Origin of the sequence: Mesorhizobium sp. M0243, assembly GCF_040321775.1 — a bacterium.
In the GTDB taxonomy this organism is placed as follows: domain Bacteria; phylum Pseudomonadota; class Alphaproteobacteria; order Rhizobiales; family Rhizobiaceae; genus Mesorhizobium.
The window spans coordinates 408,914-421,220 of record NZ_JAMYSF010000001.1 but is presented as its reverse complement, the minus strand read 5'-3'; the positions used below and the strand labels follow the sequence as shown (position 1 = coordinate 421,220).

11 protein-coding genes are annotated in these 12,307 nt (G+C 57.0%); all 11 read right to left on the bottom strand.

Translation table 11 applies throughout. The annotated features are described in order from the left end of the window. Positions 1 to 11: 11 nt before the first annotated feature. The 11 genes from NKJ11_RS01925 to NKJ11_RS01875 all read right to left on the bottom strand — a co-directional run bounded on the left by NKJ11_RS01925 (position 12) and on the right by NKJ11_RS01875 (position 12,279). Positions 12 to 1,112 carry a D-alanine--D-alanine ligase family protein gene (locus NKJ11_RS01925; RefSeq protein WP_352792588.1) on the bottom strand — a complete coding sequence of 367 codons (1,101 nt, stop codon included), beginning with the start codon at positions 1,110 to 1,112 and terminating at the stop codon, positions 12 to 14. 112 nt (positions 1,113 to 1,224) lie between these two features. Beyond that, positions 1,225 to 1,962: a class I SAM-dependent DNA methyltransferase gene (locus tag NKJ11_RS01920; RefSeq protein ID WP_352792587.1), complete on the bottom strand. Its 738-nt coding sequence runs from the start codon at positions 1,960 to 1,962 to the stop codon at positions 1,225 to 1,227. Between the two features lie 779 nt (positions 1,963 to 2,741). Continuing rightward, on the bottom strand, positions 2,742 to 3,755 hold the full coding sequence (locus tag NKJ11_RS01915) for a proline racemase family protein (RefSeq protein WP_352792585.1): 1,014 nt from the start codon (positions 3,753 to 3,755) through the stop codon (positions 2,742 to 2,744). Between the two features lie 58 nt (positions 3,756 to 3,813). After that, entirely contained in the window at positions 3,814 to 4,785 is a 972-nt protein-coding gene (locus tag NKJ11_RS01910) for a D-2-hydroxyacid dehydrogenase (RefSeq protein WP_352792584.1), read from the bottom strand. Between the two features lie 81 nt (positions 4,786 to 4,866). After that, a complete protein-coding gene (locus tag NKJ11_RS01905; RefSeq protein ID WP_352792583.1) occupies positions 4,867 to 5,709 on the bottom strand; it encodes a class II aldolase/adducin family protein in 843 nt (280 codons plus the stop codon). A gap of 27 nt (positions 5,710 to 5,736) precedes the next feature. Continuing rightward, positions 5,737 to 6,522: an ABC transporter ATP-binding protein gene (locus tag NKJ11_RS01900; protein WP_352792618.1), complete on the bottom strand. Its 786-nt coding sequence runs from the start codon at positions 6,520 to 6,522 to the stop codon at positions 5,737 to 5,739. Positions 6,523 to 6,613: 91 nt separating this feature from the next. Further along, positions 6,614 to 7,615, bottom strand: coding sequence for a CobW family GTP-binding protein (locus NKJ11_RS01895; protein ID WP_352792582.1), 1,002 nt, complete (start codon positions 7,613 to 7,615; stop codon positions 6,614 to 6,616). A gap of 1 nt (position 7,616) precedes the next feature. Then, positions 7,617 to 9,239: an amidohydrolase gene (locus NKJ11_RS01890; protein ID WP_352792581.1), complete on the bottom strand. Its 1,623-nt coding sequence runs from the start codon at positions 9,237 to 9,239 to the stop codon at positions 7,617 to 7,619. 264 nt (positions 9,240 to 9,503) lie between these two features. Next, entirely contained in the window at positions 9,504 to 10,331 is an 828-nt protein-coding gene (locus NKJ11_RS01885) for an ABC transporter ATP-binding protein (RefSeq protein WP_352792580.1), read from the bottom strand. 2 nt (positions 10,332 to 10,333) lie between these two features. Next, positions 10,334 to 11,257: an ABC transporter permease gene (locus NKJ11_RS01880; RefSeq protein ID WP_352792579.1), complete on the bottom strand. Its 924-nt coding sequence runs from the start codon at positions 11,255 to 11,257 to the stop codon at positions 10,334 to 10,336. Next, on the bottom strand, positions 11,254 to 12,279 hold the full coding sequence (locus NKJ11_RS01875; protein WP_352792617.1) for an ABC transporter permease: 1,026 nt from the start codon (positions 12,277 to 12,279) through the stop codon (positions 11,254 to 11,256). The genes NKJ11_RS01880 and NKJ11_RS01875 overlap by 4 nt, the downstream gene beginning before the upstream one ends. Positions 12,280 to 12,307 lie beyond the last annotated feature (28 nt).

The window sequence follows — 12,307 nt, the reverse complement described above, 5'->3', positions numbered from 1 at the left end:
GAGTAGATAGGTCAGAGGGACTCATAGTTGACGTAGTGGTCCCTCTTCACCAAGGGCGCAGAGTTGGCCGCGATCCATGGTATCAGCTCGATGACCGTCATGCCATAGTGATCCAGCATTTTTACGAAAGAACTACCTTCGCCAAGCGATGGTATATAGTTGCACTCTAGGAACCAGATCTGTGAGTCATGCGCAACCCTGAAATCAAATCTGAGCATATTATAGGAAGCAATAGACGCGGCAATTAATTGTGCTGCAGACTGCAAGCACTTTGAGACATCCTCGTCTAAGTCAATCACAGATTTCTTTGAAAGGTTGCCGGCATATTTCTGGTCACGACTACAAAAATTTCTCGCTGCGTCAATTCTCACGACAGGAAGCGGTATCACTTCGGACGACCGAATGATACACCCACAGGTGTACTCGTCGCCAGGAATGAACTCCTGTATCAATGCAGAATTGTCGTGAGTAAATATCGCACGCAGAAGAGCATCAATCTCGGCCTCATATCTTGCAGGCTCATGAAAAAGTTCAGCGAACAGCGATGAGCCAAGTGAATTTGGCTTTACAACAAGTGGACCCTGTATTGACGACGCTAAGTTAGGCCAATCGCCGACGTTGCGGGCCGTGATCAGCGCAGTATTGGGTATTTTCACATCACCATTCGGAAATAATGAAGAAACGAATGATGACATAGCGTACTTATTCATCGTCAGCGATGCCACGTGCGGGTCGCCAAATGTGCCACTTAACCCTAAAAGCGCCGCAAGCGTCTGCGCTCCGCCGTCTTCGCCAAACTGCCCGTGCAACAAATTCACAACATATTCACCGCGAGATATAACGCTACCAAAAGTCTCGAGCAAAGTGCGTCCAGAAAGGGTGCTACTATCGGACATACAGGCTTGGAGATCTCCAAGCGTGAAGCCACTATGGAAAGGAATTCCACGAACCAGGCCGTCCTTTCGGCTCACATGATACAAGTTTCTGACGGAGAACGGCCGTTCGGTGTGGTGCAGAGCTAGGTAGCAGGAGATGATGTTAGTTAACGATATAACCGACCCATCATACTCCGTCGAAATCCCCCCGAAAAGAAATGAAACTTCAAGCGGCATCTTCGTGTTCCCTTCCAGTTAATAAAGCTTGGCGATACAGTAAGGCTGCAGCTTCTTCGGACATCGGAGTTTCGGAGATCACTCATAAGATCGGGCGACGAAAGGTCCCGGACTATAGGCTGGTTCGGCGGTAAACCGAGACATGACGTTTGGACCCTTCGGTGAACGCACCTCTCTCCCAATCTCCCCAACGTTCCGCGAGCTCCAGCCCTACGCACTCGGCCATGGTGTCGAGTTCGTGAGGGTAAACGTAACGAGCGCGATATGGTAAACGGGTGATCGATGTGCCAGAAAACCAGAGGAGGCTTGAAACCAAGGTCTGGTTCAGTGGATCGTGGATGTGCGCATTGAGAATCGTGTTCTCACGATCCACGAACACCGTAGTAGTTTTCTGGCCATTCACGAAACCTTCCAAGGCCGGCACATCGAATTCTATCACCAGAATTCCCTGGTCCTCTAGTGCCTCTGCGGCAGATCGGAGGCAAGCCAATTGAGCTTCGCGCGTGAAGAGAAGCTGGAACGTATTATAGACACAATACACCAGATTGTAGCGTTGTTCTGATCTGAACCCGGCGATGTTCCCCTTCCAAGCCTTAATCATCTCATTGCGCTTGGCGAGAAGTTCCAACATGTTGTCCGAGTTGTCGATGCCTTCGACTTTGACGCCGCGCTGACTCAACGGCACGGCCACGCGTCCTTCGCCAATACCAAGCTCAAGCGCGCTCCCGCCGTTAGAATAGTCGTGAAGAAAGGTCACGGTCTGGTCTACCTCTGCGATTCTACCATGTATGAGGGCAAATTTCTCATAGTTGGACGCCCAATGCTCGTCATAGATAAAGTCGCTATCCATGTTCGATCCCCTTTCTCTATTGCTAGTTAATTTCATATTTTTACTTCGGTGCGTAGACTTGGGTTCGAGTGGCGTGTCAATCGACTGGCTCCCAGCGAATCGGCCGAAGCTTTGGCGGCAGCGCGCGCCATACAGATTTGCATCAGACCGGCAACGGTGCCGGATTGCCGCCGCAGGCCGGAGGCCATCGGCCGACTCGAAAGTGCCAGTTTGCAAACTGGGGGCCGGATTAAAGCTGGCCCAGCGGACATGTAGTTCAAATCCTCGGAACTGCGGCTTCCTTCGTTTCATCAATCACGATATCGGTAACTCTCGTTACGAGGTAATCGCGAAAGTCGTACCAACTGCGCAGGAAAACGCTTCAGGAAAATACCTTACATGTTTTTCAACGACTTAAATCGTGATATGGGGAAACCAAGTCGAGCGGCCCCGGGTCGCTCACGGGACAAACCCGACAGGAGTGTCGGGTGCCCGACGTCTTAGCTAAGAGCTAAGAGGTCTAGTCGAATAGCTCAGCCATTCAGCATTCGCCCTCACAGATCGTGCGGGCGACTTTCCCGCCCGTCCGGTCTGTGAGGGGTGGGGATGGCAACGTGCCCGACTACATGGCAGTCGCGGACGGCTGCCCAGAACCCGGCTAAGGCGGTCACCTCGGCGAGGCTGGCAGATCGCCGAAGAAGTCAGCTCGCCGGCGTTGTGGCATCGTCGGGTTCAATATTAGATGTGCGGCCACGATGAACGTGACCGCTCCTTGGAAATCCTAAGAGCACGTTGCCGCGTTACGCAAGCATAAAGCCGGCTCCCAATGGATCGTCTGGATCGACGACGAACTCGCTGAACCCGGTTAGAAATGGTCGACAACTGATTTCCGGTACGACCGCGGGTAGTGCGCCTACTTTCGTTGTTGCGAGGATACGGGCATCGAAGAAAGTCCGGATAGAGCTTTCGTGTCTGAAGCGCTCTTGAATTCCGAGTCTCCCCTTCGCGTGCTCCACTGCCATGCGCGCACAGGTGCCGGTGCCGCAAGGCGATCTGTCAGCTTGTGCCTGGCCCAGGATGACGATGTTACGGGCATCCGTTTCAGGGCCTGATGCCGGGGCCGTCAACATCGCGAGGTCAATCCCGTTAATATGGGGCTGCTCAGGGTGCTGGAATTGGAACTGCTGCCGCGCCGCCGCGCGCAGTGCCACACCGGCCTTAATCAGGTCCGTGGTGTGTTCCGGGTCTATTGACTGGAAGCCCAGGTCACCCGCCTCAGCGATTACAAAAATATTGCCGCCATAGCCGAAGTCGGCACGGACTCGACCGTACTCCGGAACCTCTACGTACTGATCCACCGCAAACACGAAAGAGGCAACGTCGATGAGGGAAACCGCCTCCAAATCCCCGATATCGTTGGTTGTGACCGAACCAACAACGAGCCCGGCCGGCGTGTCGATCCTGACCTCCGTCTTGCGTCCTGTTCGAGGAACCTGCCCGGTCTCCACCAGCATCCCGCAAAGCCCCAGCGATGCGTGTCCGCACATATTGTAGAATTGGCCGCCGTCCATGTAGACCACGCCCGCATGCGATGTCGGATTCACGGGGGGTAAGACAACGCCGCCGAACATGTCTCGGTGGCCCCGGGGTTCGTTCATAGTCACCCGCCGGATCCAGTCAAAGTCATTGATTATGCTGCGCATGCGCTCAGCCATGGTTTCTCCTGGGATCCTTGGAAATCCCGAAACAACGAATCGGCTTGGCTCGCCCGCGGTATGGGAGTCGACGATCGACAATCTGTGGGTGAATTTCATGATTTTCTGCTCCGTTGGGCGTCCGATGGTTAAGGCAACGCGTAGTCTGGCAGGCGTATCAGCCGCTACGGGCCGCCTTGTCGACCACGTTCTCTAGTGGCCTTCCTTTGACCCACCTCTCCAGGTTCTCCACGAAACTGGCGACCGTTAGATCTTCACATCCGTAGAGATCGGCCGAGATGTGCGGTGATACAAACACCTGATCCATGCACCAAAATGGGTGATCCTTCGGGAGCGGCTCCGTGGTGAACACGTCCAGCGCCGCGTTGCCAACGTGGCCGGTTTCCAGCGCCTTGACCAAGGCAGGTTCCTCCACCAGGCCGCCACGGCCGACGTTGATCAAACATGCCCCCCGTTTCATCTGGCTAAAACGGGTCTCATTCATAATGCGGCTGGTCTCGGTCGTAAGTGGCAAAGACAGCACAACCGTATCCGCGACAGGGAGAAGGTCTTTCAACTCTTCGACCGCGTGAACCCTGCCAAACACTGGGTCATCTTCGACTGCCCGCCGCCCCACCGGAACGACCTTCACCCCATTGAGTCGAAGCAAGGTGAACACCTCGCGGCCGATCCCGCCAGGGCCAATTAGCACCGCCGTGTGGCCCCGGAGACTTGCCGTCTGTCGCCGGTTCCACTCCTTAACCCGCTGAAATTCTATCGTCTTTCGAAAATCCTTGGCGATCATGAGCATGATGCCGAGGACGTACTCAGCGACTGGATACTCGAATATCCCGCGCGTATTTGTGACAATGATCTCCGACTTCACGACATCCGGCGTAACCACGCTGTCGACGCCAAGGCCGCCGACATGGATCCACTTCAGGCACGGTGGGAGAGGCGAAAAGCGATCGATCGGGATCGAGTTATCCCAAAGGAAGATCGCGCCGGCGTCTCGCAGCTCGTTCTTGGCGTACTCTGTATCGCTTGTGATACAGACCGTTGCCACCTTGCCGCTCTCTCGCAGAGATGGCGGCGGCGCGCCGGTGTCGTCTGCGTAGACGACAACGACCTTTTTCTTGGGCACTTGCATCCCTTGAAGTCCTGCTGCGGCAAAGAGGAAAACCCGTCTGAGGCACGAAGACGATTGATAAGGCTATAAAGCGGGCACTTCTCAGCCAGCGTAATCCGACCGCTGCGCGCTCAAGACCCGCTTGACCGCTTCGAAATACAGGTCCGCATCGGCCCGAAATTCGGCCTTAGCCGATTGCAGAATGCTCCGCGTTTTCTCCAAGACGGCTTGGGAGATCAATCGGCGCTTTCCTGCAGCCATTGCGATCAGTTGGGTCGTCGCCGCGCGTTCCAGAAAATAAAGGCGATGATAAGCCTCGCTGACAGACTCGCCGGTGGAAACGACGCCATGATTGGCAAGGAAAAGGATATGCTTGTCTCCAAGCACATCGGCCATCCGCTCGCCTTCGTCCTGCTTGTCCGCGAAGCCTTGATAATCATAATCGTAGGCGATCATGTCATGCAGGATCATAGCATTCTGGCTTGACGGTTCGAGGCGCATGTCTTCCAGCTGGGTCAGCGCCGTCGCATAGGGCATGTGGGTATGGAGCACACATGCTCTGCCACGCCGATGCATGGGAGCATGGATGCAGACGGCCGAGAGGTTGGCGACCCCGTCGCCCCTGAGGACTTGACCTTTAAGGGAAACCTCAATCAAGTTTGAAGCCTTCACTTCTGACCAATGCAGCCCATATCCATTGAGATAAAACCGATCCGGGTGGCCCGGCACCGAAAGCGTGAAGTGATTGTCGATGCTCTCGACAAACCCGTCGTTGACCGCCTCTCGGTGCGCTGCCGCAAGGTCAACACGGGCGTTCATCTGTTGGTCGTTTTGGAAGTTAGAAGGTCTTTCGATTGTCTGTGACATTTTTGGCTTGCCTTTGTTGTGGTAGACCGGAGACCAGATCACCAAATCTGTACCGAGTTCAAAAAGTGGTTGCCGCAAGCCCCCTGCCCTGCGTTGCTGGCGCGCTTAGCGCATTTTTAGGACCTTCGCCCCGGGGCCGTTGTCCGCGATGGGCTCGGCCTCTTCAAGTTCGACGTTGAGCCTTCGAAGCTCCGCCGTATGGGGATGGAAGACGTTGCCGGCTCGCAGGGCTTGAGTGGTGACGGTCTCAACAATCTCGCCGTTTTGCATAACGCCGATCGATTGACACAGGTGCGCGACCACAGCGAGGTTATGGCCAACCGTGATGTACGTTAGACTTCGTGCCTGGCGTAAGTCGCTGATCAAGTTCAGCACCTCGGCCTGTACTGACACATCCAGAGCCGAAGTAGGCTCATCCAGCAGCAAGACTTCCGGTTCCGAAATCAGAGCACGCGCGATCGCCACCCGTTGCCTTTGCCCCCCGGAAAGCTGGTGTGGATAGCGGAAGCGTACCGCTGAGGGCAGCAGAACCTCATCGAGCGCCCGACGCATGCGAGTCTCGACATTGTCGAGGCCATGTACGAGAAGGGGTTCGCTCAGAATCCGGTCGATAGTCTGTCGAGGATGGAGCGACCCATAGGGGTCCTGGAACACCATCTGGACCCGGCGGAAAAAGTCCTTGCTGCGTTTGGGCATCTGGTTTTCGCCCGCAATGCGGAGACGGCCGGTCCAGTTCGGGTTGAGGCCTGCCACGGCGCGTAGCACCGTCGACTTACCCGAGCCGCTCTCGCCGACCAGCCCAAAGCTGGATCCCTCCTCCACTTTGAACGAAGCGGATTTGACCGCTTCGACTCGGCCGAAGCGCACCGCCAGTCCATCGGCCTCGATCATCAGGCGCGCCATCTCATTCCCTTTCGATCTCCGTCGCGAGTCTCTCCGTGGTCGATCGCCGTTGAGCGCCTATGCACGGAGACGTTACCCATCAAGCTGTCACCGCCCTGTGGCCCTCACGAGCGTATTCCACGACCGGTTCCGTCACGCCTGCAAACAGGAGGTCCAATTCGGTCGGTTCCAACATTCCTGCGCGTCCAATCATCACAACCGCGCTCTCGCGACGATCACCCGAATACGGCTGCACGTCTAAGCTTGCGCGCCTACCAACCAGCTGAAGGATTGCACGTTCTTCAGGGCACCCGGCAAAGTACACAATTCCCTTAGCCCGCATTATGCCCGCGGACAGGGATTCGATCGCCGCCCGGAATGCTGCCTCGGACACCGGCTGGTTGGAGGACCAGGACCAGAAAGAAAACTGACTTACATCATGCCGATGCGGCTTCTTCAAAGCCGCTACCACGGCCGCATCCTGCGGGAGATCATGCTCGAAGGCGGGCTCAAGAAGAATGGACCAGGGAATTTCGGCGTTGAGGGTGCGGACGATCCTCATCGCCGGTAGAGCCCGCCACAGCATTTGCTCGATGCCGTCCAGGACCGTGACACTGACCAGGTCGCATTTGTTCAAGAAGAGAATGTCGGAAGCCGCCGCCTGATCGATGGCGATTTCCGTCGATTCGTAGTCCAGGTCTAGAAACTCGGCTGCATCAACCAGGCAAAAGATTCTGTCGATAACAAAGCGATCCTTGACGGGAGACATCTGGAACGCTGATGCGACAGAAGATGGCAGCGAAATGCCGCTGGTTTCGACGATAATCCTGTCGAGGAATGGCGAATTCTCAATAAGTTTCAGTGCAGAGGCGATCAGGTCGTCCTGGATCGTACAGCATACACACCCATTGGTGAGTGCTATTCGATCGGGTTGGGTGTTCTCGATCAGCGCCGCGTCGATATTGATCGACGCAAAATCATTGACCAAAACGCCAATCTTCTGATCGCTGTCGGTCAGTACACGATTCAGTAGTGTGGTTTTCCCCGCGCCAAGAAAGCCGGAGATGATAGTCACGGGAACTGGCAAGACCTGCGTAGACATTCTACAACTCACTCCATACGGAGCGGCCTCCAAGGTACGTTCCAAGGATTTTGGCATTTAAAAGATCGTCGGGGTCTCGGGTGAGGATGTTGCCGTCTAGGATCACGAAGTCAGCATATTTGCCGGCCGCCAAACTGCCGATCTTGTCTTCCATCCTCAATTGATAGGCAGCATCAAGCGTGATGGCACAGATTGCCTCGTCAATAGTCATCCTCTGGTCGGGCCCCAGGACGCGCCCCGAGCTACTCTTCCGCGTGGTGGCCAGATAAAGGCAAAGGAGGGCGTTCGGCCAAGTCATGGGCGAATCGCAGTGATGCGACACTCGCATACCCTTTTGAAGGGCTTCCCCTGACGGGGCAAAGCGGGCGGCCCGATCAGGCCCCAGCAGGTTATCGTGCAGCGCATCGCCCCAATAGTAGATATAGGGAAGGAAGAAGCTGCAGGACACGCCAAGTTTAACCGCTCGCTCGATTTGATCGGAACGCATGATCCCGCAATGCTCCAAGCGGAACGGCTTCGCTGCCTGCGGGAAAGTCGCTAAGACTTCTTCGAAGACATTGAGCACAGCGTCGATAGTCAGATCGCCATGGGCGTGCACAGCGATCTGCCAACCGTCGAGAGCGTAGCTGGACATCATGCGCAAAAGCTCATCATGGGTATAATTCATATGCCCGACGTTATCTTCGGGAAGGCCCATATTCGTGCGTGTCATTTTGGTGTTGAGGTAAGGTCTGCTGACCCAGACGTTCCCCACCAGGACAGAGCCGTCAGCCTGAATTTTCAGGCCTCTGATGTTCCAAAGGTCGTCTCCATTGTCCGGTCTGACGGACATCTTTAGATCCGGAGCTTCGTGTTCGTAGCCGAACACTCGAATAGGCTGCTCCTGCCCGCGCAAAACCCGTTCGAAATAGGGGGTCTGATGAGGGGCCACGAAGATTTCAGAGCTGGTCGTATATCCGGCGCGAGCGAACATATTCAGCCACTCGGTCATAACCTTCTTGTTTCGAGTATCATCACACGTGTCGAAAAACTGAAGGCTGATTGCCCATATGGCTAGTTCTTCAAACTTCCATAACGCTCCCGTTTCGTCACGATGAACCTGTCCTCCCATTGGAGGGACGTAATTGCCGTCTATGCCAAAGGCGGCAAGAGCGGCAGTATTCAAATACCCTGCGTGAGTGTTGGATGTCTGGACCACGATCGGGTTCGTGGTCGAGATGTCATCAAGCTCTTGGACGGATGGCTCGCGCATGCCGACGTGCAGCTGAGGATCGAGTCCGAGGAACCATAGGATTTCTCCCGGCTTCGCCTTGGCAGCCCTACGCTTCATCTTGGCAATTGCCGCCTCATAGGTGGGTGTATGAACGGCTCGAATGTCGATTACAGGGTCTCCCCATGCAATTCCGCTCATGAGCGGGTGAGCATGGGCTTCGACAAACCCTGGAAGCAGGGTGTTGCCCTTCAGGTCTATGATTTCAGTCGAACTTCCTTGTAGCGGCGACACCGAATCCCAACTTCCAACGGCCAGGATATGGCCCTCCCGAACTGCAATGGCCTCCGCCCGCGGTTGGTGTGGATCGACCGTTACGATCACTCCGTTACGGAAAATCTTGTCTGCGAGCATTTAAGAAAGCCTCTTGGGAAGTGCGCTATTGGGTGACGGGACAAGACGCGCTTCCCCACACCGCTGCAGCCACTCCCTCAAACCATGAGGCTGGTCGCGTCTTTGCGGTCTGAACTATGCGCGCCGTCCTTCAGCGGAAGATCGGGCAGGCTAGTGCTGTGGGGTTGGCCGAACCCCAGTACCGGGTAGAGGCTGCTGGCTGTGTATTTGGCAACCGATCCAGTACTTTATCTATGTCGGACAACGAGTCGGCCTGTCGGGCCTTCAGACATGCCAAGCTTCATCCCTTTCCATCACTTTCAATCGTGCAGTTGGGTGGATCAGCGATGGCAGGCAACCAAGCAGGCCGCGGGTGTAGGGGTGCCTTGCACGGTTAAGGTCGGCGGCCCGCAATTCTTCGACAACACGGCCCGCATACATGACCAGCACACGGTCGCAGAAGTGAGATACCAGCGGCAGGTCGTGGCTGATGAGAACCAGGCCCATGCCACGACGCGAGACGAGATCCTCGATCAGCCGCAATATCTCGGCCTGGACTGTGGCGTCGAGCGCTGAGGTCGGCTCGTCGGCGATCAACAGCTCCGGATCGGGCGCCAGCATCATGGCGATCATCACCCGTTGGCCCATTCCACCGGAGAGCTCGTGCGGGTAAGATTCGGCAACCCGCCTCGGGTCGCGAATCTGCACCTGGCCCAGAAGATCGACGGCTGCTTCCTGGGCCAGGCGGTGGCTGCCGCCACGATGGGCCCTCCAGGCCTCTGCGATCTGCGAGCCAGCCGTCATCACCGGGTTCAGCGAGAACTTGGGGTCTTGCATGATCAGCCCAGCCCGTTTGCCGCGGAGGCGCCGCATCGTGCTCTCGCTGGCGTGGAGCACATCGATACCGTCGAACGTGAGACGATCGGCAGAAAGCTTGGCTTGCCTGGGAAGCAGCTTGAGACACGAGCGCGCCGTCAGGGACTTGCCGGAGCCGCTCTCGCCAACGATGCCGAGCTTTTCCTGGCCCATGGTCAAAGAGACCCCCCTTACCGCCTCAACCGGGCCCTGCGGCGACGCAAACGACACTCGAAGATTTTGCATGTCGATCTGCATGACTATTCCTGCTTCGGGTCGAGCACGTCGCGCAATCCGTCTCCAAGGAGGTTGAAGGCAAGCGAAGCCACAAGGATGGCGACGCCGGGTATGGTCGGGACCCACCACTGGTCGAGGATGAAGCCGCGAGTCGTCGCGATCATTGTGCCCCACTCCGGCATGGGAGGTTGAGCTCCCATGCCGAGGAACCCGAGGCCGGCCGCCGTCATGATGATCCCGCTCATGTCGAGCGCGACGCGCACAATCAGGGAGGAAACACACAAGGGAGCAATGTGCCTTATAATAATCCGGCTGGGAGACGCACCCATGAGCCTCACCACCGCGATATAGTCGGCACGGCGAATTGCCAGTGTCTCCGAACGTGAGAGCAACGCAAACGGCGGCCACGCGGTCAGAGCAACCGCGATGACGGCACTGGTCACCCCAGGTCCCAATGCCGCAACGAATGCGAGCGCCAGAACCAGACGGGGAAATGCCAAGAAGATGTCGGTGATGCGCATCAAGATGCGATCGGTGATGCCGCCGGCGTAACCCGCGATCGTCCCGACGGCCAGACCAAGCGGTGCGACCAAAAGCACCACCGCTACAACCATCCCTAGCGTCACTCTGCCGCCGTAGAGCACACGAGAATAGAGATCGCGTCCCAGTTCATCAGTGCCGAGCCAATGCTGAGCCGACGGCGGCTGCAGCCTTTGGGTGAGATCCTGAGCGCCAGGGGCATGTGTGGCCAGCAGCGGAGCAGCAAGCGCGGCAGCGACGAGTACAATGACCGTGACGAGGCCGGTCATCGCCAACTTGTTCCGGCGCAGTTGCAGCCAACGCCGACAGGCGCCGCCCCAGGCCGCTTGGCGGCGTGAACTGGGGGCTTCACTCAGCAGGTAGGAGCGGATCGAGCTTGATAGGCCCAATACAGCTGAATTGCTCATCCGATCTCCTCCGTCACCCGGGGGTCGAGCAGGCGCTGGATGATATCGGCCAAAAGGTTCAGAGCGACATAGATGGTTCCGATGACCAGTGTGGCCCCGAGCACCGCGTTCATATCGGCATTTAGCAGCGAGCGTGTGAGATAGAGGCCAATGCCGGGCCAAGAGTATACCGTCTCCGTCAGCACGGCTCCCTCGAGCAGGCCAGCAAAGGTCAGCGCGATTACCGGCACGAGCCTCGCCATGATGTTGCCGAAGCCATGGCGCCAAAGAATTCGCGAACCTGATAGACCTTTGGCACGCGCCGCAATAATGTACTCCCCGCCGAGCGCATCGAGCATGAACGTCCGGGTCATGCGGGTAATGATCGACATCGTATAGTAGGCCAGGAGCAACGCCGGCATTGCCAGATGTGCCAAAGCATCCCAAAACGCGTCCCATTGACCGTCCAGGGCGGCGTCAACCACCACCATACCGGTCCGGTCTGGGACCATGCCTTGAAAGACCACATCCTGCTGGCCCGTCCCGGGTGCCAGGCCAAGTTTGACGTAAAACACCAGCAGGACAATCAGCGCCAGCACGAAGATCGGCACGGATTGACCGACGAGGCTGATGATCCTCACCGCACTGTCGAAATGAGAGCCCTGGCGGGCAGCGGCCAGCACGCCTAGAGGAACTCCGACGACGAGTGCGACCAGCATTGCGCAGGTCGCCAGTTCCAACGTCGCCGGAAAGAAATGCAGAATGTCAGCCGTCACGGGCTGGCCGGTCATCACGGACCGGCCGAGGTCCCCTTGAAACAGGTGTTGCAGGTAGATCCAGAACTGCTCGACAAGTGGCTTGTCGAGGCCTAATTCCAGCCTTACCCGCGCCACAACGTCAGGCGGTGCCTTGTCGCCAACGATCGCTATGACCGGATCGATTGGCATCGTACGGCCAATCAGGAACGTCACGACCACCAATCCGAACAGCGTGACTATGACATCGCCCAGGTTGGAGACTGACTTCCGCAGCCGGCCCGCAATTCGATTGAACCTTACCGGCGCCCCCGAC

Excerpts from the sequence above, each read along its gene's own strand:
- NKJ11_RS01925 (WP_352792588.1), bottom strand. The coding sequence starts at position 1,112 with ATGCCGCTTGAAGTTTCATTTCTTTTCGGGGGGATTTCGACGGAGTAT.
- NKJ11_RS01920 (WP_352792587.1), bottom strand. The coding sequence starts at position 1,962 with ATGGATAGCGACTTTATCTATGACGAGCATTGGGCGTCCAACTATGAG.
- NKJ11_RS01915 (WP_352792585.1), bottom strand. The coding sequence starts at position 3,755 with ATGAAATTCACCCACAGATTGTCGATCGTCGACTCCCATACCGCGGGC.
- NKJ11_RS01910 (WP_352792584.1), bottom strand. The coding sequence starts at position 4,785 with ATGCAAGTGCCCAAGAAAAAGGTCGTTGTCGTCTACGCAGACGACACC.
- NKJ11_RS01900 (WP_352792618.1), bottom strand. The coding sequence starts at position 6,522 with ATGATCGAGGCCGATGGACTGGCGGTGCGCTTCGGCCGAGTCGAAGCG.
- NKJ11_RS01895 (WP_352792582.1), bottom strand. The coding sequence starts at position 7,615 with ATGTCTACGCAGGTCTTGCCAGTTCCCGTGACTATCATCTCCGGCTTT.
- NKJ11_RS01890 (WP_352792581.1), bottom strand. The coding sequence starts at position 9,239 with ATGCTCGCAGACAAGATTTTCCGTAACGGAGTGATCGTAACGGTCGAT.
- NKJ11_RS01885 (WP_352792580.1), bottom strand. The coding sequence starts at position 10,331 with ATGCAGATCGACATGCAAAATCTTCGAGTGTCGTTTGCGTCGCCGCAG.
- NKJ11_RS01880 (WP_352792579.1), bottom strand. The coding sequence starts at position 11,257 with ATGAGCAATTCAGCTGTATTGGGCCTATCAAGCTCGATCCGCTCCTAC.